This window comes from Pseudooceanicola nanhaiensis DSM 18065, assembly GCF_000688295.1.
Lineage (GTDB): Bacteria > Pseudomonadota > Alphaproteobacteria > Rhodobacterales > Rhodobacteraceae > Pseudooceanicola > Pseudooceanicola nanhaiensis.
Genome location: NZ_JHZF01000011.1, coordinates 761,298 through 780,590, shown reverse-complemented (window position 1 = coordinate 780,590; position 19,293 = coordinate 761,298). Strand labels below are relative to the sequence as shown.

At 68.6% G+C, this 19,293-nt stretch carries 18 protein-coding genes; 10 read left to right on the top strand and 8 right to left on the bottom strand.

Features of this window, described 5'->3' with window-relative positions:
• Positions 1–96 precede the first annotated feature (96 nt).
• From recG to sciP, 4 genes are all read right to left on the bottom strand, one after another.
• Positions 97–2,181 carry an ATP-dependent DNA helicase RecG gene (recG, locus tag Q344_RS0104735; RefSeq protein ID WP_028285669.1) on the bottom strand — a complete coding sequence of 695 codons (2,085 nt, stop codon included), beginning with the start codon at positions 2,179–2,181 and terminating at the stop codon, positions 97–99.
• A 4-nt stretch (positions 2,182–2,185) separates the two neighbouring features.
• Complete coding sequence (gene ligA / locus Q344_RS0104730) at positions 2,186–4,603, bottom strand: NAD-dependent DNA ligase LigA (RefSeq protein ID WP_036538328.1); 2,418 nt, start codon at positions 4,601–4,603, stop codon at positions 2,186–2,188.
• 87 nt (positions 4,604–4,690) lie between these two features.
• On the bottom strand, positions 4,691–5,407 hold the full coding sequence (ctrA, locus tag Q344_RS0104725) for a response regulator transcription factor CtrA (protein WP_028285667.1): 717 nt from the start codon (positions 5,405–5,407) through the stop codon (positions 4,691–4,693).
• Positions 5,408–5,521: 114 nt separating this feature from the next.
• Positions 5,522–5,815, bottom strand: coding sequence for a CtrA inhibitor SciP (gene sciP / locus Q344_RS0104720; RefSeq protein WP_028285666.1), 294 nt, complete (start codon positions 5,813–5,815; stop codon positions 5,522–5,524).
• A 145-nt stretch (positions 5,816–5,960) separates the two neighbouring features.
• Here sciP and mnmA point away from each other — a divergent pair, with 145 nt between their 5' ends.
• The gene (gene mnmA / locus Q344_RS0104715) at positions 5,961–7,103 is read left to right on the top strand and encodes a tRNA 2-thiouridine(34) synthase MnmA (protein ID WP_028285665.1); all 1,143 of its coding nucleotides are present in this window, start codon (positions 5,961–5,963) and stop codon (positions 7,101–7,103) included.
• A 333-nt stretch (positions 7,104–7,436) separates the two neighbouring features.
• On the opposite strand, the gene Q344_RS0104710 is transcribed toward mnmA, so the two are convergent.
• On the bottom strand, positions 7,437–8,645 hold the full coding sequence (locus tag Q344_RS0104710; RefSeq protein WP_028285664.1) for an FAD-dependent monooxygenase: 1,209 nt from the start codon (positions 8,643–8,645) through the stop codon (positions 7,437–7,439).
• Between the two features lie 101 nt (positions 8,646–8,746).
• Complete coding sequence (dksA, locus tag Q344_RS0104705; RefSeq protein WP_028285663.1) at positions 8,747–9,169, bottom strand: RNA polymerase-binding protein DksA; 423 nt, start codon at positions 9,167–9,169, stop codon at positions 8,747–8,749.
• A 230-nt stretch (positions 9,170–9,399) separates the two neighbouring features.
• Here dksA and Q344_RS0104700 point away from each other — a divergent pair, with 230 nt between their 5' ends.
• The 9 genes from Q344_RS0104700 to Q344_RS0104660 all read left to right on the top strand — a co-directional run bounded on the left by Q344_RS0104700 (position 9,400) and on the right by Q344_RS0104660 (position 17,094).
• Complete coding sequence (locus Q344_RS0104700; protein ID WP_028285662.1) at positions 9,400–10,239, top strand: AAA family ATPase; 840 nt, start codon at positions 9,400–9,402, stop codon at positions 10,237–10,239.
• Between the two features lies 1 nt (position 10,240).
• The gene (locus Q344_RS0104695; protein ID WP_028285661.1) at positions 10,241–11,146 is read left to right on the top strand and encodes an AEC family transporter; all 906 of its coding nucleotides are present in this window, start codon (positions 10,241–10,243) and stop codon (positions 11,144–11,146) included.
• A 139-nt stretch (positions 11,147–11,285) separates the two neighbouring features.
• Positions 11,286–11,738: a GNAT family N-acetyltransferase gene (locus Q344_RS0104690; RefSeq protein WP_028285660.1), complete on the top strand. Its 453-nt coding sequence runs from the start codon at positions 11,286–11,288 to the stop codon at positions 11,736–11,738.
• The gene (locus Q344_RS0104685; RefSeq protein ID WP_028285659.1) at positions 11,738–13,117 is read left to right on the top strand and encodes a DUF2927 domain-containing protein; all 1,380 of its coding nucleotides are present in this window, start codon (positions 11,738–11,740) and stop codon (positions 13,115–13,117) included. Before Q344_RS0104690 ends, Q344_RS0104685 begins: the two co-directional genes overlap by 1 nt.
• A gap of 2 nt (positions 13,118–13,119) precedes the next feature.
• A complete protein-coding gene (locus Q344_RS26315) occupies positions 13,120–13,287 on the top strand; it encodes a hypothetical protein (protein WP_169739175.1) in 168 nt (55 codons plus the stop codon).
• Positions 13,287–14,471 carry a vWA domain-containing protein gene (locus tag Q344_RS0104675; RefSeq protein WP_028285658.1) on the top strand — a complete coding sequence of 395 codons (1,185 nt, stop codon included), beginning with the start codon at positions 13,287–13,289 and terminating at the stop codon, positions 14,469–14,471. Before Q344_RS26315 ends, Q344_RS0104675 begins: the two co-directional genes overlap by 1 nt.
• 113 nt (positions 14,472–14,584) lie before the next feature.
• Positions 14,585–15,247: a DedA family protein gene (locus Q344_RS0104670; protein WP_028285657.1), complete on the top strand. Its 663-nt coding sequence runs from the start codon at positions 14,585–14,587 to the stop codon at positions 15,245–15,247.
• A gap of 42 nt (positions 15,248–15,289) precedes the next feature.
• Positions 15,290–15,985, top strand: coding sequence for a M48 family metalloprotease (locus tag Q344_RS0104665; RefSeq protein WP_028285656.1), 696 nt, complete (start codon positions 15,290–15,292; stop codon positions 15,983–15,985).
• Positions 15,986–16,086: 101 nt separating this feature from the next.
• Entirely contained in the window at positions 16,087–17,094 is a 1,008-nt protein-coding gene (locus tag Q344_RS0104660; protein ID WP_028285655.1) for an LLM class flavin-dependent oxidoreductase, read from the top strand.
• Between the two features lie 22 nt (positions 17,095–17,116).
• On the opposite strand, the gene Q344_RS0104655 is transcribed toward Q344_RS0104660, so the two are convergent.
• Positions 17,117–17,533: a Fur family transcriptional regulator gene (locus Q344_RS0104655; RefSeq protein WP_028285654.1), complete on the bottom strand. Its 417-nt coding sequence runs from the start codon at positions 17,531–17,533 to the stop codon at positions 17,117–17,119.
• Positions 17,534–17,648: 115 nt separating this feature from the next.
• Positions 17,649–19,220: a glutamine-hydrolyzing GMP synthase gene (gene guaA / locus Q344_RS0104650; protein WP_028285653.1), complete on the bottom strand. Its 1,572-nt coding sequence runs from the start codon at positions 19,218–19,220 to the stop codon at positions 17,649–17,651.
• Between the last annotated feature and the right edge of the window lie 73 nt (positions 19,221–19,293).

Sequence of the window (19,293 nt, the reverse complement as noted above, 5' to 3'; positions counted from 1 at the left end):
CCCGTCGAAATGTTTGTTGCCACTTTGTTCTCACATCACCCAGCGTCAGGCAAGAACTTTTTAAGAACATTTGAGAACAAAAAGACCGAAGACAGGCTAACCGATTGAAATCAGGCGGATCGCCTCGTCCTGCCCCATGAGCCAGAGCAGCACCCGGGCGGCCTTTCCCCGCGCGCCTTCCAGCGTCGGATCCGTTTCCAGCAACGCCCGCGCATCGCTCTGCGCGACCGCCATGAGCCCGGCCTGCCGTTCGATGTCGGCGACCCGGAATCGCGGCAGCCCCGATTGCGCGACGCCGATCACGTCGCCCGCCCCGCGCATCTCCAGATCGACCTCGGCGATGCGGAAGCCGTCCTCGGTCTCGCGCAGGAGCGAGAGGCGCTTCTCGGCGCTTTCGCCAAGCGGCGCCGCGTAGAGCAGCAGGCAGGTCGATTGCGCGGCCCCGCGCCCGACCCTTCCGCGCAGCTGGTGAAGCTGCGCCAGGCCGAAGGTCTCGGCCCGCTCGATCACCATGATGGAGGCGTTCGGCACGTTGACCCCGACCTCGATCACGGTCGTGGCCACGAGGACCGAGGTCTCGCCCGCCACGAACCGCGCCATCGCGGCGTCCTTCTCGGGCCCCGGCATCTGGCCGTGGACGAGGCCCACGACCCCCTCGCCAAGCGCCGCCCTGAGCGCCTTGAACCGGTCCTCGGCCGCGGTCAGGTCCGAGGTCTCGCTCTCCTCGACCAACGGGCAGACCCAGTAGGCCTGACGCCCCTCCGCCACCGCCTTGCGCAGGTGCTCGACCACCTCGCCGATCCGGCCGAGCGAGACGAGCGCCGTGGTCACCGGCTTCCGGCCCGGCGGCTTCTCGTCCAGCACCGAGACGTCCATGTCGCCGTAGCTTGCCAGCGCGAGGCTGCGCGGGATCGGCGTCGCGGTCATCACCAGCACGTCCGGCGCCTGCCCCTTGCGGCCGAGCTCCATCCGCTGGCGCACGCCGAAACGGTGCTGCTCGTCGATCACCACCAGCCGCAGGTCGCGGAATTCGACCCCCGCCTGGAAGACGGCGTGGGTGCCCACGAGGATGTCGATCTCGCCGCGGGCCAGCCGCTCCAGCAGCGCGCGGCGCTCGCCCCCCTTGGCCCGGCCGGTGAGACATTCGACCCGGACGCCCGCCGCCGCGGCCAGGGGGCCGAGGCTTTCCAGGTGCTGCCGCGCGAGGATCTCCGTGGGGGCCATCATGACGCCCTGCCCGCCGGCCTCGACCGCGACGAGCAGCGAAAGGAAGGCCACCAGGGTCTTGCCCGCGCCGACATCCCCCTGCAGGAGCCGCGACATGCGCTCTTCCCGCGCGAGGTCCCGCTCCACCTCGGCCACGGCGCGGGTCTGGGCACCGGTCGGGGCGTAACCGAGCGAGGCCAGCACCTTGCGCCTGAGCCGCCCGTCGCCGCGGGTCACCCGCCCCTTGCCGCGGCGGACATTGCGCCGGGCCAGAGCGAGGGTGAGCTGATGCGCGAAGAGCTCGTCATAGGCCAGCCGCTCGCGGGCGGGGTCGGTGTCGAGGATCAGCTCTTCCGGCGCATGGGCCGCGCGGACGGCGGCCCGCCAGGCGGGCCAGGCCTTCGCGGCGCGCTGCCCGGGGTCGATCCATTCCTCGAGCTCGGGCGCACGGTCGAGCGCGGCACGCACGGCGCGGGTCATCACCCTGAGCGTGACGCCGTTGGTGAGCGGATAGACCGGTTCGAAATCCGGCACCTCGTCCGCCTCTTCGGGCAGGAGCACGTGATCGGGATGCGGCATCTGGGCCATGCCGTCGAAGAATTCCAGCCGGCCCGAGACCAGCCGCCGTTCGCCGACCGGCAGCATCTTCTTCAGGTAATCGCCCTTCGCGTGGAAGAAGACGAGGATGAAATCCGTCTCGGCGTCTCGCACCAGCACCCGGTAGGCGCCGCCGCGGGTGCGGGCGGGACGATGGCTCTCGACCTCGACCTCGACCGTGGCGACGGCCGGAAGCTCCAGGCCGCGGATCGTGCGGCGGCGGCGGCGGTCGATCACCGAATGCGGCAGGTGCAGCAGCAGGTCCCGGGGCCGTTCCAGCCCGAGCTGCGCCATGTTCTGCGCGGTCTTGGCGCCGACGCCCGGCAGCGTCTCGAGCCCGGCGAAGAGCGGGAAGAGGATCTCGGGGCGCCCCTTCACCGGCTCAGCCTGCCCCGATCAGCGCGATCCAGCCGTCCTCGTCGATCGTCTCGACACCCAGCTCGGTGGCCTTCTTCGCCTTCGACCCCGCCCCCGGGCCCGCCACCAGCAGGTCGGTCTTGGCCGAGACCGAACCCGAGACCTTGGCGCCGAGCGCCTCGGCCCGCGCCTTGGCCTCGGCGCGGGTCATCTTCTCGAGCGTGCCGGTGAAGACGATCGTCTTGCCGGCCACCGGGCTGTCCGAGCTCTGCGGCGCCGCGGCGGATTGCGGCGTGAGCAGCTCTGCCAGCGCGTCGATGGAGCGCCGTTCCGCCGCCTGCGCGAAGGTCGTGGTGAGCGCGACCGCCACCGAGGCGCCGATCCCCTCGATCCCGACCAGCTCGTCCCAGGCGGCTTTCGCGTCGTCCGGGACCGAATCCTTCGCCCAGATGGCGTCCCGGGTCTGCGCGATCTGCGCGCGGCGCCCTTCCTCGGCGGCGGCGGCGCGTTCGGCGGCGACCGCCGCGTCGGCCGCGCGGTGCCGTTCGGCGGCCGGCGCGGCGCGGTCCACGGCGGCGGTGAAACTCGCCCAATCGTGGTAATGGCGCGCGAGATCGCCGGCCACGACCTCGCCGACGTGCCGGATGCCGAGCGCGAAGATCAGCCGCTGGAGCGGGATCTCGCGCTTCTCGTCGATGGCCGCGAAAAGGTTCGTCGCGCTCTTCTCGCCAAACCCCTTGATCCGCGCCAGCGGCGTCTCGGCGAGGTGGCGGATCGCCTGCGCCAGATGGGCGGGATCCGCGTCATCCACCGGCACCCCGACCGAGCGCAGCATCTCGGCCAGCCCGTCGAGATGGTCGCGGCGCCGTTCGGCGGGCAGCGTCTCGGCATAGGCGGTCACCTCCTTCGGATCCCGGACCAGACGGTCGCCCGTCCTGTCCCGCGTCGGAAGCGTGAAGATGTCGGCCGGCTGGGCGATCCAGCACATGGCGTAGAAGAACTCCACCTGCCGGGCGCCGAGCCCTTCGATGTCGAAGGCCGGGCGCGAGACGAAATGCTTCAGCTTCTCGACGGCCTGCGCGGGGCAGATGAGGCCGCCCGTGCAGCGGCGGACGGCGTCGCCCTCCTCCCGGATCGCCTCGGAGCCGCACTCCGGGCAGGTCTCGGGGAAGCGGTAGGGCGTGGCATCGTCGGGACGTCTGGAGAGGTCCACGTCCGCGACCTTGGGGATCACGTCGCCCGCACGGTAGACCTGCACCCAGTCGCCGATGCGGATGTCCTTGCCGCCGCGGATCTCCTCTCCCTTCGAATCCCGGCCCGCGATGTAATCCTCGTTGTGCAGGGTCGCGTTCGAGACGACGACGCCGCCGACCGTCACGGGCGTCAGCCGGGCGACGGGCGACAGCGCGCCGGTGCGGCCGACCTGGATGTCGATCGCCTCCAGCCGGGTCCAGGCCAGCTCGGCCGGGAACTTGTGCGCGAGCGCCCAGCGGGGCGTGGTGGAGCGGAACCCGAGCCGGGCCTGCAGCGCGAGGTCGTTCACCTTGTAGACGACGCCGTCGATGTCGTAGCCGAGCGTCGCGCGCTGCGCCTCGATCTCGGCGTAATGGGCCAGCATGTCCGACGGGCCGTCGCAGAGCCGGGTCAGCGGGTTGGTCTGGAAGCCGAGCGCGCGGAGCTGGTCGATCGCGCCCATCTGGGTGTCGGCCAGCGGCGCGGAGAGCTCTCCCCAGGCATAGGCGAAGAAGCGGAGCGGCCTGGTGCGGGTGATCGCGGGATCGAGCTGCCGGAGCGAGCCCGCCGCCGCGTTCCGGGGATTGGCGAAGGTCTTGGCGCCCGCGGCCTCCTGCCGGTCGTTGAGCGCGGCGAAATCGGCGTGGCTCATGTACACCTCGCCACGGACCTCGAGCACCTCGGGCGCGCCTTCGAGCTCCGTCGGGATGTCGTCGATCGTGCGGGCGTTTGCGGTCACGTTCTCGCCCGTCTCCCCGTCGCCGCGGGTCGCCGCCTGCACCAGCGTGCCGCCCTCGTAGCGCAGCGAAAGGCTGAGCCCGTCGATCTTGGGCTCGGCTGTGAAGCTCAGGTCCGCATCGGCGGCAAGGTTCAGGTAGCGCCGTACGCGGTCGTCGAAATCGCGGATCTCGCCCTCTTCGAAGGCGTTGCCGAGCGAGAGCATCCGCACCGAATGCCGGACCTTCGCGAACCCTTCGGAGGGGGCCGAGCCCACCATCTCGCTCGGGCTGTCGGAACGCTTGAGGGCGGGAAAGCGCGCCTCGATCTCGGCGTTGCGCCGTTTCAGCGCGTCGTATTCGGCGTCGGAGATGTCAGGCGAATCCGCGCCATGGTAGGCGCTGTTCGCCCGGGCGAGCAGCTCTGCCAGCCGCGCCAGTTCCTCGCGCGCCTCTGCCTCGCCAAGTTTCCCGACCGGCACCAGATCCGTCACCGCCTGCCCCTCTTGTCGCCCGCGGCCACGCCGCACGTTCCGGGGAAGTGATAGGGCCGCCTGCCGGGCAGGTCCAGAGGGGCCGCGTCAGGCGCCGAGCGCGATCCGCTGGTCGTCCATCCGCTCGGGCTCGGGATCGCGGAGCACATAGCCGCGGCCCCAGACCGTCTCGATGTAATTGTCGCCGCCCGTCGCGCCGGTGAGCTTCTTGCGGAGCTTGCAGATGAAGACATCGATGATCTTCAGTTCCGGCTCGTCCATGCCGCCGTAGAGGTGGTTGAGGAACATCTCCTTGGTGAGCGTCGTGCCCTTCCTGAGGCTCAGAAGCTCGAGCATCTGGTATTCCTTGCCGGTCAGATGCACGGACTTGCCCGCGACCTCCACCGTCTTGGCGTCCAGGTTGACCGCGACCTTTCCGGTCCGGATCACCGATTGCGAATGGCCCTTGGAGCGGCGGATGATCGCATGGATCCGCGCCACGAGTTCCTCGCGATGGAAAGGCTTGGTGAGGTAATCGTCAGCGCCGAAGCCGAAACCCTTGATCTTGCTTTCGGTATCGTCCGCGCCGGACAGGATCAGGATCGGCGTTTCGATCTTCGCGAGCCGCAATTGCCGCAGCACGTCGTGGCCGTTCATGTCCGGCAGGCCGAGGTCCAGCAGGATGAGGTCGTAATCGTAGAGCTTGGCAAGGTCGATCCCCTCCTCGCCCATGTCGGTCGTGTACACGTTCAGATTGGCGTGCGTGAGCATCAGTTCGATGCTCTTCGACGTGGTCGGATCGTCTTCTACCAAAAGCACTCGCATCACGTTCACTCCATTCGCCCGGTGACTTTCACTCAACCTGACCGGAAATGGTTAACTCCACGTTACCGGGATACTCGCATTCTGACAATCGCTTATGAGAGTCATTTTAAAACCCTAACGGTCATGCGCCTCGCCGTTCCGGAACCGCTGCAGGGCGGTGGCCTTCAGCGCCTCTTCGCCATGTTCGGTAACGGCCGTCACCCATTCGATGAATTCCTCCCGGCTGAGACCGTAGCGCGCCAGCGCCTCGTCCTGCGTGATCAGCCCGTAGACCACCCCCCGCACCACGGCAAGCTTGCGTGAGGCGACCCAGCGTCGCGTTTCGGCGGGCGGGAGGTCGGCGCGCGTCATCACGCTGCCGTCGGCCAGTGTGACCGCTCTTGGCCCGCGAACCTTCTTGAGATACATGGCGGCCCATCCCCGCGTCGTCCGATGCCGCCAGAATTGCGCGGCCGGCTTAACGGCGGATGAAATGGCGGGTTGTTAGTATCTCGCATTTTCCTATATTCTCCGGGACTTCCCCTGCCCGACCGCCGCGATCCAGGAGGCCCCGATGGCCCTCGACACCACCAAGACCCTGAATTCCCTCGGCTTCGCCAAACCCCCGTCCGAGACGCGGGTGGTGGTGGCGATGTCGGGCGGCGTGGACAGCTCGGTCGTGGCGGCGATGCTGGCCGAGGAGGGCTATGACGTGGTGGGCGTGACGCTGCAGCTCTACGACCACGGCGCGGCGCTTGCCAAGAAGGGCGCCTGCTGCGCCGGGCTCGACATCCACGACGCGCGCCGCGTGGCCGAGGAGATGGGCTTCCCGCATTACGTTCTGGATTACGAGAACATCTTCAGGGACGCGGTGATCGACGAGTTCGCCGACAGCTACCTCGCGGGCGCGACGCCGGTGCCCTGCATCCGCTGCAACGAGCGGGTGAAATTCAAGGACCTGCTCGAGACCGCGCGCGACCTCGATGCCGATTGCATGGCCACCGGGCATTACATCCAGCGCAAGATGGGCGAAGCGGGGCCGGAGCTGCACAGCGCGGCCGATGCGAACCGTGACCAGAGCTACTTCCTGTTCTCGACCACGCCCGAGCAGCTCGATTACCTGCGCTTCCCGCTGGGCCACCTCGCCTCGAAGGCCGAGACCAGGGCGCTTGCCGCGAAATACGGGCTGGCGGTCGCCGACAAGCCCGACAGCCAGGACATCTGCTTCGTGCCGAACGGCAATTACGCCTCGGTCATCGAGAAGCTGCGCCCCGGTGCGGCGGAGCCCGGAGAGATCGTGCATGCCGACGGCCGGGTGCTGGGCACCCATGACGGCGTCATCCACTACACGATCGGCCAGCGCCGCGGCCTCGGCATCGGCGGTCTTTCCGAGCCGCTCTACGTGGTGAAGCTCGACGTCGACACCCGCCGCGTCGTGGTGGGGCCCAAGGAGATGCTGGCCACCCGGACCATCCCAGTGCGCGAGATCAACTGGCTGGGCAACGGCGCCTTCGACAGCGCGGCCGAGCATCACGTCCTGGTCAAGGTCCGCTCCACCCGCCCCCCGCGCGAGGCGGTGATCCGTCCGCTCTCGGCCACCACGGCCGAGGTCGAGCTGCTGACACCCGAAGAAGGCGTCTCCCCGGGCCAGGCCTGCGTCTTCTACGCGCCGGACAGCTCGCGCATCCTCGGCGGCGGCTGGATCCACAAGGGCTGAGCCGCCCGCCCCAGGCTTCATCTTTCCGGAAATACTCCGGGGGAGTCGCGGCCTGCCGCGACGGGGGCAGAGCCCCCTGCCACGGCCGCTGTTTGAACTGGCCTCTGGTTTTCAGCAGTTACCGAGCTCCAAGTCGATCCGTCGTGCGAGGTGGGGGCACTGCAACCAACAGTGAGACTGGGCCCTCTGCCACACCGGCCTTCCGCATTGCCGTTGATCGCCGCAGACGGATCGAGCGCCCGGCCGCAGCGTCTCGCAGGCCGGGCACTTGGCAGTGGGACCGGCCCCCCCTTACAGGCTCGGAAATTCCGCGAGATCGCGGGGACGGCGCCCCTACTCCGCCACCATGGGCAAGGACGGCGCGAGGCGTGCGCCGCGCGTGACATCCTCGCGATAGATCCAGTCGAACTGGCGCACCATGGCGCCGGGGGCGAACCGGCCGCCGAGACGCAGCGCCATGTGGCCGGCGCGGCGCAGGGGCGGCAGGCTGAGGTGGTATTTCCACGCATTGCGCGAGGCGGCGGCGACGATGCGGCTTGCGCGGCCCTGCCGCGCCTGCTGGTAGGCGGACAGCCCCGAGGCCATGTCCGTCCCCTCCGCCAGGCTCTCGGCCAGCACCCAGGCGTCTTCCAGCGCGAGGCAGGCGCCCTGCGCCATGAAGGGTAGCGTCGGGTGCGCCGCGTCGCCGACCAGCGCGGTGCCCTCGCCGTGCCAGCGCCGCGCGACCGGGTGACGGAAGAGGCCCCAGCGATGCACCGTCTCGACGCGGGCGAGCAGGTCGCGCACGTCCGGGCCGAAGTCCGAAAACAGCGCGCGCAGCCGGTCGGGATCGCCGGCATGGGACCATCCCTCCTCGGTCCAGACCGGCGTTTCCTCGACCGCCACGAGGTTGCGCAGCGTGCCGCCGCGCAGCGGATAGGTCACGATGTGCCGCTTCGGCCCCATGTAGAGCCGGACCTCGGCCGCGGGCGTGCCGGTTTCGGGCAGGACCGCGCGCCAGGCGACATGGCGGGTGAAGGCGGGCGCCGCGCCGGGGTTCAGGACCGGGCGGAGGCGCGAATGCAGCCCGTCGGCACCGATCACGAGGTCGGCCCTGAGCCGTGCGCCCCGGCAGGTGACGATCTCGGGCCGCGGCCCGGGCGTGACCGCATCGACCTTGTGCAGCAGGCGCAGCCGGACGCCCGCCGCCCGCGCGCCCTCGGCCAGCACGTCGATCAGGTCGGCGCGATGCACGCAGAGATGCGATTGCCCGGGCGCATGCCGCGCGAGGTCCAGCCGCAGCACCTCGTCCCCGCCGGCATCGCGGAGCGAGACGGCGCCCGCCTCCACCGGGCGCCGCGCCAGCAGCGCCTGGTCGAGGCCGAGACCCCGCATCACCGCCACGCCATTCGGCGAGACCTGCAGCCCGGCGCCCACCTCGCGGATCTCCGGCGCCTGTTCCAGCACCGTCACCGATGCGCCGCGCAGCGCGAGCGCGCGGGCCAGGGCAAGCCCGCCGATCCCGGCCCCGACGACCGCAACTTTGAGTTGATTGAGGTCCATACCCGATTCAGACACCAAAACGCGCCGGAGCGAAAGCCCGGCGCGTTGGATTTTGTTCAAATTCAGTCGATTGACACCGCGGCCAGAACGCCGCGACGAGATCAGTCGTCCCGGTGGACCTTCTCGCGCCGTTCGTGGCGTTCCTGTGCCTCGAGGCTCATGGTGGCGATCGGCCGTGCATCCAGGCGCTTGAGGCTGATCGGCTCGCCGGTGACCTCGCAATAGCCGTATTCGCCCTCGTCGATCCGCCGCAGCGCCGCGTCGATCTTGGCCACCAGCTTGCGCTGGCGATCGCGGGTCCGCAGTTCCAGGGCGCGGTCGGTCTCTTCGCTGGCGCGGTCGGCGACGTCCGGGATGTTGCGGGTGCTGTCCTGAAGGCCCTCGATGGTCTCGCGGCTGTCTTCCAGGATCTCGTCTTTCCAGGTCCAAAGTTTTCTGCGGAAATATTCGAGCTGGCGCTCGTTCATGAAAGGCTCGTCCTCAGCGGGCCGGTAATCATCAGAAAGAAACGTCTCTGCTTTCATGCACAAGGCTCCCTCAAAAACGGCCAAACACGTCGCTTTCAGAGTTCAGAAAGCCCGCTGGCCACCCCTGCGCTGGCATCTACTCCTTTCAAGATGTCTTGTCACTACACAATGCAATAAAGCAGTAACCCCTGCCCGCTTCACGAACCTGCCGAACGGCAAGGGATTGATTGCGGCGCCGTCCGAAGGCCTCTAGTGTCGCCCCCGGACCAACCGAGGGATATGCGCAGATGAAATTCGAGGGAACCAAGGACTACGTCGCAACCGACGACCTGACCGTCGCGGTGAACGCCGCCGTGACGCTGGAGCGCCCGCTCCTCGTCAAGGGCGAACCCGGCACCGGCAAGACCGAGCTGGCGCGGCAGGTGGCCTCGGGCCTGGGCCTCGAGATGATCGAATGGAACATCAAATCGACCACCAAGGCGCAGCAGGGTCTTTATGAATACGATGCCGTATCGCGCCTGCGGGACTCGCAGCTCGGCGACGAGAAGGTCCACGACGTCCGCAACTACATCCGCAAGGGCAAGCTCTGGACCGCCTTCGAGGCCGACAAGAAGGTCGTGCTGCTGATCGACGAGATCGACAAGGCCGACATCGAGTTCCCGAACGACCTCCTGCAGGAGCTCGACCGGATGGAGTTCCACGTCTACGAGACCGGCGACACGATCCGCGCCGCGCAGCGCCCCATCGTGATCATCACCTCGAACAACGAGAAGGAGCTGCCCGACGCCTTCCTGCGCCGCTGCTTCTTCCACTACATCCGCTTCCCCGACATGGACACGATGCGAAAGATCGTCGAGGTCCACCATCCCGGGATCAAGGAAAGCCTGCTGACCACCGCGCTGACCCAGTTCTTCGAGCTGCGCGAGACGAGCGGTCTCAAGAAGAAGCCCTCGACCTCGGAAGTGCTGGACTGGCTGAAGCTGCTCCTGGCCGAGGACCTGACCGCCGAGGACCTCAAGCGGGACGGCGCCAATGCGCTGCCGAAGCTGCACGGGGCGCTTCTGAAGAACGAGCAGGACGTGCATCTCTTCGAACGTCTGGCCTTCATGGCGCGCGGCCAACGCTGACGTGCTCGGGGTCCTGACGGATCCGATCCTGCCGGTCTTCGCCATCGCATTGATCGGCTACGCGAGCGGGCGGACCGGCTGGGTCGGCGCGGGGGACGCGCGGGTCCTGAACCGGTTCGCCATGACCGTCCTGCTGCCGATCTTCCTGTTCCGCGCCATCGCCACCGCGCCCTGGCCCGCGTTCGAGCTCGTGCCGCTGCTCGCCTACGTGGGGGTGGAGGCTCTGGTCTATGCCGCGGGCTTCGCGGTGGCGCGCAATCTCTTCGGGCGATCCCGTCAGGAGGCGCTGCTTCTGGGCTTCGCGGGCGTCTTCGTCAACAACGCGTACTACACCCTGCCGATCGCGCAGTTCCTCGGAGAACCGGAGACCACGCTCGCGATCACCTCGGTCATCATGGTGGATTCGATCCTCGCCTTCGCCGGCACCATGATCGCGCTCGAGGTGATGGCCGGGCGCGATGCGGGCAGCAGCGCCGGGCTGGTCCTGACGCGCGTGCTGCGCCTGCCGCTGCTCTGGGCCATCGCGGCGGCGGCGGTCTTCGCGGCGGGCGGGCTGCCCCTGCCCGGCCCGCTCGACACCTTCGCGGGGTTCGTCGGCCGCGCCGCCTCGCCGACCGCGCTCTTCGCCATGGGGGTGATCCTGTCGGTGACGCCGCTCCGCCCCGAACCGCTGGCCCTGCTCGTCATCGCGGTCAAGGTGGCCGTCTTCCCGCTGGCGCTCTGGGCCGCGATCGTGGTTCTGGCGCCCGGCACCGCGCCCGATGGCTTCCTGCTCTCGGCGGCCGGACCCACGGGCGCGATGGCCTTCTCGATGGCGCTGCTCTACGAGGTGCGCACGCGCACGATCATGCAGGTCACCGTCTGGACCACCGTCGCGACCCTCGCCACGCTCGCCTGGCTGGCCTGACACCGCCCGCGATCGGCAGAAGAGCGACACTCCGCTGGCCCGCGGATCACCGGGCGTGACATTCCGGGCAAAATTGCGGACACTCTTGCGAAAGAACCGCCGTCGGGCGGCATTGCAGGCTGATGATAGGACAATTCCATTGAGCGATACGGTTACGATCCGCCCGATCACCCCTTCCGACCGCGCCGAATGGGAACGTCTCTGGGATCTCTACCTGGAATTCTACCACACCTCCGTCACGCCCGAGATCAAGGCATCGAGCTTCGCGCGCCTGCTCGGCGACGACCCGCAGGATTTCAACGGCCTCATCGCCGAGGTTGACGGCAAGCCCGTGGGCCTGGTGCATTACCTCTTCCACCGGCACGGTTGGAAGGTGGAGAACGTCTGCTACCTGCAGGACCTCTACGCCGATCCCGAGGTCCGCGGCACCGGTGTCGGCCGCGCGCTGATCGAGGCGGTCTACGAACGGGCCGACGCCGCCGGTGCGCCCACCGTCTACTGGCTGACGCAGGAGGACAACGCGACGGCCCGCAAGCTCTATGACCGGATCGCGAAGAAGACGGATTTCATCAAGTACCAGAGGGCGCTCTGATGCGGCTGAAACATGCCGCGTTTCTGTTGATGGCCCTGGCCGCCTGCCAGCCCCTGTCGCAGGCCGGAGAACCGCCGTCGCGCGCCGCCCATTCCGCGGGCGGCATGGACCTGCCGCCGATGAAGCTGTTCTCGGAAAACCGTGCCGGGCCGGGCCAGGTCAGCGCGTCCAACGCCGACATCGCCCGCGATTTCCTCGACCTCGCCTTCCGGCTGGAATCGGGCCGCGAGCTGCCCGTGCTGACACGGTTCGAGGGGACCATACGCGTCCGCATGACCGGCACCGCGCCCACGGGAATGCGGACCGAGCTGGACCGCGTGCTGGCGCGGATGCGGCGCGAGGCGGGGCTCGACATCCAGCGCACCTCGGCCAGCGATGCAAACGTGACGATCCAGGCCGTCTCGGGCGACCAGATCCGGCGCTTCCTGCCGCAGGCCGCCTGCTTCGTCGTGCCCAATGTCTCGAGCCTCGCGGAATACAACCGCGCCCGGCGTCGCGCGCAATCGTCCTGGACCGGCCTGACGAAGCGCGAGCGGATCGCCATCTTCGTGCCGAACGACGTGAGCCCGCAGGAGGTCCGCGACTGCCTGCACGAGGAGCTGGCGCAGGCGCTCGGGCCGCTGAACGACCTCTACCGGCTGGATAATTCCGTCTTCAACGACGACAACGTCCACACCGTGCTGACGCCCTTCGACATGCTGATCCTGCGGGCCTTCTACGCGGACGAACTGCAGAACGGCATGACGAAGGCGCAGGTCGCGGCCCGCCTGCCCGCCCTGCTCGCCCGGCTGAACCCGGCCGGGGAGCGGCGCCCGACCCGCAACCTGCCCGAAACCTCGCGCGACTGGATCGACGCGATCCAGAACGCGCTCGGGCCCGGCACCTCGAACCTGGAGCGGCTGCGCGCCGCCGGTCGCGCGCTCGACATCGCGCGACGGAGCGGCTGGAGCGATCACCGCCTCGCCTTTTCGCATTACGCCTATGCGCGGCTGGTGCAGTCGACGGATCCGCAGGCGGCGCTGGCCAGCTACCGCCGGGCCGACGCGCTCTACGGCCGCAACCCCGACACCGCGATCCACCGTGCCTTCGTCCGCGCGCAGCTGGCCGCCCATGCCATCGCCCGCAGCGACGGGGCCGCCGCGCTGTCGCTGCTGAAGGGCCAGTCCGATCTCGCGCGCCGGCACGAGAACGCGGCGCTCCTGTCGTCGCTGATGATGCTCGAGGCCGAGGCGCTGGACCTCGTCGGGCGCGGCGAAGCGGCGCAGGCCACCCGCCGTGACTCCCTCGGCTGGGCGCGCTACGGCTTCGGTCCCGATTGGGCGGTCCGGGCGAAACTCTCCGAGGTCGCCGCGCTCAATCCGAACCGAACCGGAGGCTGAACATGCTGGTCATCATCGGCATCATCGCCGGCGCCCTCGTCGGCGGCTGGCGGGCGAAATCGCGCGGCGGCAAGACTGCGGACATTTTGCAATACGCGGCGGTACATGCCATGATCTTCGCGCTGGCGGGTCTCTTCCTGACCCTCATAATCCACCGCACGATGGTCTGATGTTCATACCCTTCTTCGAGAACCTCCGGAAACACGCCGTCCCCGTCACCCTGCGCGAATACCTGACCTTCCTGGAAGCGGTGCGCGCCGGACTGGCGACCTACGACGTCGAGGCGTTCTACTACCTCGCCCGGACCTCGATGGTGAAGGACGAGCGCAATATCGACAAGTTCGACATCGCCTTCGCGAAGACCTTCGAGGGGCTCGAGAACATCTCGTTCGATCAGGTGATCGAGGCGGTGGACCTGCCCGCCGACTGGCTGACCCAGATGGCTGAAAAGCATCTCTCGAAGGAGGAGATGGACGAGATCAAGGCGCTCGGCGGCTTCGAGAAGCTGATGGAGACGCTCAAGGAGCGCCTGAAGGAGCAGAAGGAACGGCACGAGGGCGGCTCCAAGTGGATCGGCACCAAGGGCACCTCGCCCTTCGGCGCGCAGGGCTACAACCCGGAAGGGGTGCGCATCGGCCAGGAGAAATCCCGCCACCAGCGCGCGGTGAAGGTCTGGGACAAGCGCGAGTTCAAGAATTTCGACGACAACGTCGAGCTCGGGACCCGCAACATCAAGATGGCGCTCAAGCGTCTGCGTCGCTGGGCCCGCGACGGCGCGCATGACGAGCTCGACCTCGACGGCACGATCCGCTCGACCGCCGAACACGGCTATCTCGACGTGCAGACAAGGCCCGAGCGGCGCAACGCGGTGAAGGTGCTGCTGTTCCTCGATGTCGGCGGCTCGATGGACCCGCATATCAAGGTGATGGAAGAGCTCTTCTCGGCCGCCAAGTCCGAGTTCAAGCATCTCGAACACTTCTACTTCCACAATTGCCTCTACGAAGGCGTCTGGAAGGACAACCGCCGCCGCTGGCAGGAGCAGACGCCCACATGGGAGGTGCTGCGGACCTACGGCCACGATTACAAGGCGATCTTCATCGGCGATGCCTCGATGTCGCCTTACGAGGTGGCCTATCCCGGCGGCGCGAACGAGCACTGGAACGAGGAATCCGGCGAGACCTGGCTGCGGCGCGCCCGCGCGCAGTGGAAGGACAACGTCTGGATCAACCCGGTGCCGCGCAAATACTGGGGCTATACCCAGTCGATCAAGATGATCGGCGAGATCTTCGAGGACCAGATGTTCCCGATGACGCTCGAAGGGCTCTCGCAGGGGATGAAGGAACTCACCCGCTGAGCCTGCCTTCCGGCGCCGCTATCGGTGGCAAGTGCTCCGGTGCGCCGGTCAACAATCTTCACGCACCACGTCCGGACCTTTACGCAAGCCGCTGAACGGGCAAGGTTTCCCGCATGAGCATCATCCCCGCCCCGCCGCCGGACCTGCCCGACCCGACGATGATCGACATCGCGGGAGAGGACTGGCTGATCCAGGCCCTCGCCGCGCACGGGCCGGTCGTCATCTTCGCGGTCTGCCTCGCCTCCTGCGTGGCGCTGCCGGTGCCCGCCTCGGTGATCCTGATCTCGGCGGGGGCCATATCGGCGGCCAGCGGATTGCCGTTGTGGCAGCTCGCGCTCGCGGGGATCCTCGGGGCCATCGCGGGCGACCAGATCGCCTATGCCATCGGTCGCGCGGGGCGCGGTCCGCTGATCCGCTGGATGGACGCGAAGCCGAAACGGCGCGCGGGGCGACTCAGGGCCGAGGGCTGGATCGCCCGCCGCGGCGGCCCGGGGGTGCTGTTCAGCCGCTGGCCGGTCTCTCCGCTCGGCCCATATGTGAATTTTGCCGCCGGTGCCGCCGGGTACAACTGGGCCCGTTTCACCGCCTGGGCCTCGGTCGGTGAGGTGATCTGGGTGCTCGTGAACCTCGCCGCGGGCTACACCTTCGCGGACCCGATCCTCTTCGCCGCCATGGTGGTGCACGAGGCGACCGGATTGCTCCTGTCCGCAGGCGCGCTGGTGCTGATCCTCTGGGCGATCCGCCGGGTCGCGAAGCGGGACCACCCCGAGACCTAGACCCCGCTTGCCCGGCCGCTGCCGCGACCCCATATCGAGACAATGCTCCGCTTCGCCCCGATCCTGCTGGCCATCCTCTACGGGCTCGTCGCCTACCACTTCTCGGTCTGGCGCACCCGCAAGGAACTGGACGCCAAATCCTCCGAACTGGCGGACCCGAAGCTGCTCGAGATCACCACGCGGCTCGCCAAGGCGCTCGACCTGCCCCGGATCCGCGTCCACATCTACGAGATCGCGCCGGTCAACGGCCTGGCCGCGCCGGACGGGCGCATCTTCATCACCCGCGGCTTCTACGACCGGTTCCGCAAGGGCGAGGTCACGGCCGAGGAGATGGGATCGGTCATCGCCCACGAACTGGGCCACGTGGCGCTTGGCCATTCGCGGCGGCGGATGATCGACTTCTCCGGCCAGAACGCGCTTCGGACCGCGCTCGGGCTGGTGCTGGCGCGGCTGATCCCCGGGATCGGCATCCTGATCGCGGGCGCGCTGACCTCGCTGCTGGCCGCCCGGCTCTCGCGCTCGGACGAATACGAGGCCGATGCCTATGCCGCCGCCCTGCTCACCAAGTCCGGCATCGGCACCGGGCCGCAGAAATCGCTCTTCCGCAAGCTCGCCGCGCTCACCGGCGGCGGCGGGGCGACGCCCGCCTGGCTGATGAGCCATCCGAAGACCGACGCCCGCATCGCCGCCATCGACAAGCTCGAGGCCGGCTGGGCCGCGAAGGGAGAGCTTCGCTGAGCCTGGCGCACAGAGGCCGCCGCCAGCCTCTCCGTTCCGCACTTGCCCCCGGCGGGCAAAGGCCATTCACTGCTGTCCGACACGTTCGAAAGGACCACCCCATGCGCTATTCGCTGCTCGATCTCTCGCCCGTCTCCGAAGGCCATGACGCGGCCGAGGCGATCGCCGCCACCGTCGCCCTCGCCCAGACCGCCGAGGCCGAGGGCTACCGCCGCTTCTGGCTGGCCGAACATCACAACATGCCGGGCATCGCCTCGGCCGCGACCTCGGTCCTGATCGGCCACGTGGCGCAGCAGACGCAGCGGATCCGCGTGGGCTCGGGCGGGATCATGCTGCCCAACCACTCGCCGCTGGTGATCGCCGAACAGTTCGGCACGCTCGCCACCATGTTCCCCGGCCGGATCGACCTCGGGCTCGGCCGCGCGCCCGGCACCGACATGGAGACCGCCCGCGCACTGCGCCGCAACCTGCAGGCGCCCGACACCTTCCCGCAGGACGTGATCGAGCTCCTGGCCTATTTCGGCGATCCCGAGCCCGGCCAGCGGCTGCACGCGATCCCCGGCGAAGGCACCCATGTGCCGCTCTGGATCCTCGGCTCCTCGCTCTACGGCGCCCAGCTTGCCGCGCATCTCGGGCTGCCCTACGCCTTCGCCTCGCATTTCGCCCCCGACGCGCTGGAAGAGGCCGCCGACATCTATCGCCAGACCTTCCGTCCGTCCGAGTTCCTCGAACGCCCGCATTTCATGATGGCCATCAATGTCTTCGGCGCCGACACCTCGGACGAGGCGCATTTCATCCGCACCTCCGCCCAGCTCGCCATGATCAACCTGCGCTCCGGGCGGCCGGGCAAGCTGCCGCGGCCGGTGGAGCGAATCGAGGATCACGCCGACGCGTCGATGATCCGCATGACCGATATCGGCGGGCGCATCCGGGCGGTCGGCGACAAGGCCGAGGTGCAGGCACAGCTCTCCGGCCTGATCGACCGGCACGGGCCCGACGAGGTGATCCTCGCAGGCCACATCCACGACCCGGCCAAGCGGCGCCGGTCGTTCGAGATCGCGGCGGCCGCGCTCCGGGATCTGGGGTTCGAGGCCTCGCAGGCGGCCTGACCCAGGGCGCCGTGCCGGAAGGTCAGTCCTTCCGGCGCACCCCGTAGAGTTCGAGCTTGTGGCCCTTGAGGTCGTAGCCGAGCTTGCGGGCGATCCTTTCCTGCAGCTGCTCGATCTCGGGGTCGACGAATTCGATGACCTTGCCGGTCTCGAGGTCGATCAGGTGGTCGTGATGGTCGCGCTCCGCATCCTCGTAGCGCGCCCGTCCGTCGCCGAAATCGACCTTCTCGAGGATCCCCGCCTCTTCGAACAGCTTCACCGTCCGGTAGACCGTCGCGAGCGAGATGCGCGGGTCCGCGGCATTGGCCCGCGCATGCAGCTCTTCCACGTCCGGATGGTCCCGTGCCCCGTCCAGCACCCCCGCGATCACGCGCCGCTGCTCGGTCAGGCGGAGGCCCTGCTGCTCGCAGCGGGTGAGGATGGTCTCGCGCTTGTGCATGGGCTCCAATCCGGGTCCGGGGCTTTCTTTTGGCAGAGCCGGGCGGGGTGAGGCAAGCGGTTTGGGAGGCCGGGACGCGCACGGCCCGGCGGCGGTCAGCGCCGCGGCGCGCGGCTCACTCCCACTCGATGGTTCCCGGGGGCTTCGACGTGATGTCGTAGGTCACGCGGTTGATGCCCTTCACCTCGTTGATGATCCGGGTCGCGGTCTCGCCGAGGAAATCGTGGCTGAACGGATAGTAATCCGCCGTCATGCCGTCGACGCTCGTCACCGCGCGGAGCGCACAGGCGAAATCATAGGTCCGGCCGTCGCCCATGACGCCCACCGTGCGGACCGGCAGGATGGCGGCGAAGGCCTGCCAGATCTCGTCGTAGAGCCCGTGCTTGCGGATCTGGTCGATATAGACCGCATCCGCCTTGCGCAGGATCTCGAGCTTCTCGCGCGTGATCTCGCCCGGGCAGCGGATCGCGAGGCCCGGCCCCGGGAACGGATGGCGGCCGATGAAGGACGCGGGCAGCCCCAGCTCGGTGCCGAGCGCGCGGACCTCGTCCTTGAAGAGCTCGCGCAGCGGCTCGACCAGCTTCAGGCCCATCTTCTCGGGCAGGCCGCCCACGTTGTGGTGCGACTTGATCGTGACCGAAGGACCGCCCGAGAAGCTGACGCTCTCGATCACGTCGGGATAGAGCGTGCCCTGGGCCAGGAAGCGCGCGCCCTCGATCTCGTCGGCGTATTTCTGGAACACGTCGATGAAGAGCTTACCGATGATCTTGCGCTTGGTCTCGGGGTCCGAGACCCCCTCCAGCGCGCCGAGGAAGAGCTCCTGCTCCTGCGCGTGGATCACCCTGAGGTTCATGTGGTCGCGGAACATCGTGACCACCTCCTCGGCCTCGTTGAGCCGCAGCAGCCCGTGGTCGACGAAGACGCAGGTCAGGTTCTCGCCGATCGCCTCGTGGATCAGCGCCGCGGCGACCGAGCTGTCGACACCGCCCGACAGGCCGCAGATGACCTTGGCGTCGCCGACCTGCGCGCGGATCTTCTCGATCATCTCCTCGCGGTAGGCGGCCATGGTCCAGTCGCCGGTGAAGCCCGCGAGCTTCACGAAATTCTCGTAGAGCGTCTTGCCGTTCGGGGTGTGGTGCACCTCGGGGTGGAACTGCACGGCATAGAACCGGCGCTCCAGATCGGCGGTCACCGCGAAGGGCGCGCCCGGAGAGGTGCCGTAGACGGCGAAGCCGGGCGCCAGTTCCGAGACGTGGTCGCCGTGGCTCATCCAGGCCTGTTCGCGGCCCGTCCCGTCGAGGAACCAGCCGGTCAGCAGGTCGGTGCGCTCCTCCGAGGGCGTGACCCAGGCGCGGCCGAATTCCGCGGTGTGGCTCTCGCCCGCCTCCACCTTGCCGCCGAGGTCCTGCATCATCACCTGCTGGCCGTAGCAGATGCCGAGGATCGGCACCCCGAGCTCGTAGACGGCCCCGGGCGGGCGCGGCGAGCCCTCGCGCGTCACGCTGTCGGGGCCGCCCGAGAAGATGATGGCCTTCGGCGCGAAGTCCCGCAGGAAGTCGTCGGTGACCTTCTGGTAGGGATGGATCTCGCAATAGACGTTCAGTTCGCGCAGGCGGCGCGCGATCAGCTGCGTCACCTGGCTGCCGAAGTCGATGATGAGAAGGCGGTCGTGGTTCATGTCGCTCATGTGCGAGCGTTTAGAGAGGCGGCGGGGCGGAGGCAAGAGGCGGCAATGCCACGCCGCCCCTCCCCGTTGCCGC

Excerpts from the sequence above, each read along its gene's own strand:
- ctrA (WP_028285667.1), bottom strand. The coding sequence starts at position 5,407 with ATGCGAGTGCTTTTGGTAGAAGACGATCCGACCACGTCGAAGAGCATC.
- sciP (WP_028285666.1), bottom strand. The coding sequence starts at position 5,815 with ATGTATCTCAAGAAGGTTCGCGGGCCAAGAGCGGTCACACTGGCCGAC.
- mnmA (WP_028285665.1), top strand. The coding sequence starts at position 5,961 with ATGGCCCTCGACACCACCAAGACCCTGAATTCCCTCGGCTTCGCCAAA.
- Q344_RS0104710 (WP_028285664.1), bottom strand. The coding sequence starts at position 8,645 with ATGGACCTCAATCAACTCAAAGTTGCGGTCGTCGGGGCCGGGATCGGC.
- dksA (WP_028285663.1), bottom strand. The coding sequence starts at position 9,169 with ATGAAAGCAGAGACGTTTCTTTCTGATGATTACCGGCCCGCTGAGGAC.
- Q344_RS0104700 (WP_028285662.1), top strand. The coding sequence starts at position 9,400 with ATGAAATTCGAGGGAACCAAGGACTACGTCGCAACCGACGACCTGACC.
- Q344_RS0104685 (WP_028285659.1), top strand. The coding sequence starts at position 11,738 with ATGCGGCTGAAACATGCCGCGTTTCTGTTGATGGCCCTGGCCGCCTGC.
- Q344_RS26315 (WP_169739175.1), top strand. The coding sequence starts at position 13,120 with ATGCTGGTCATCATCGGCATCATCGCCGGCGCCCTCGTCGGCGGCTGG.
- Q344_RS0104675 (WP_028285658.1), top strand. The coding sequence starts at position 13,287 with ATGTTCATACCCTTCTTCGAGAACCTCCGGAAACACGCCGTCCCCGTC.
- Q344_RS0104670 (WP_028285657.1), top strand. The coding sequence starts at position 14,585 with ATGAGCATCATCCCCGCCCCGCCGCCGGACCTGCCCGACCCGACGATG.
- Q344_RS0104665 (WP_028285656.1), top strand. The coding sequence starts at position 15,290 with ATGCTCCGCTTCGCCCCGATCCTGCTGGCCATCCTCTACGGGCTCGTC.
- Q344_RS0104660 (WP_028285655.1), top strand. The coding sequence starts at position 16,087 with ATGCGCTATTCGCTGCTCGATCTCTCGCCCGTCTCCGAAGGCCATGAC.
- Q344_RS0104655 (WP_028285654.1), bottom strand. The coding sequence starts at position 17,533 with ATGCACAAGCGCGAGACCATCCTCACCCGCTGCGAGCAGCAGGGCCTC.
- guaA (WP_028285653.1), bottom strand. The coding sequence starts at position 19,220 with ATGAGCGACATGAACCACGACCGCCTTCTCATCATCGACTTCGGCAGC.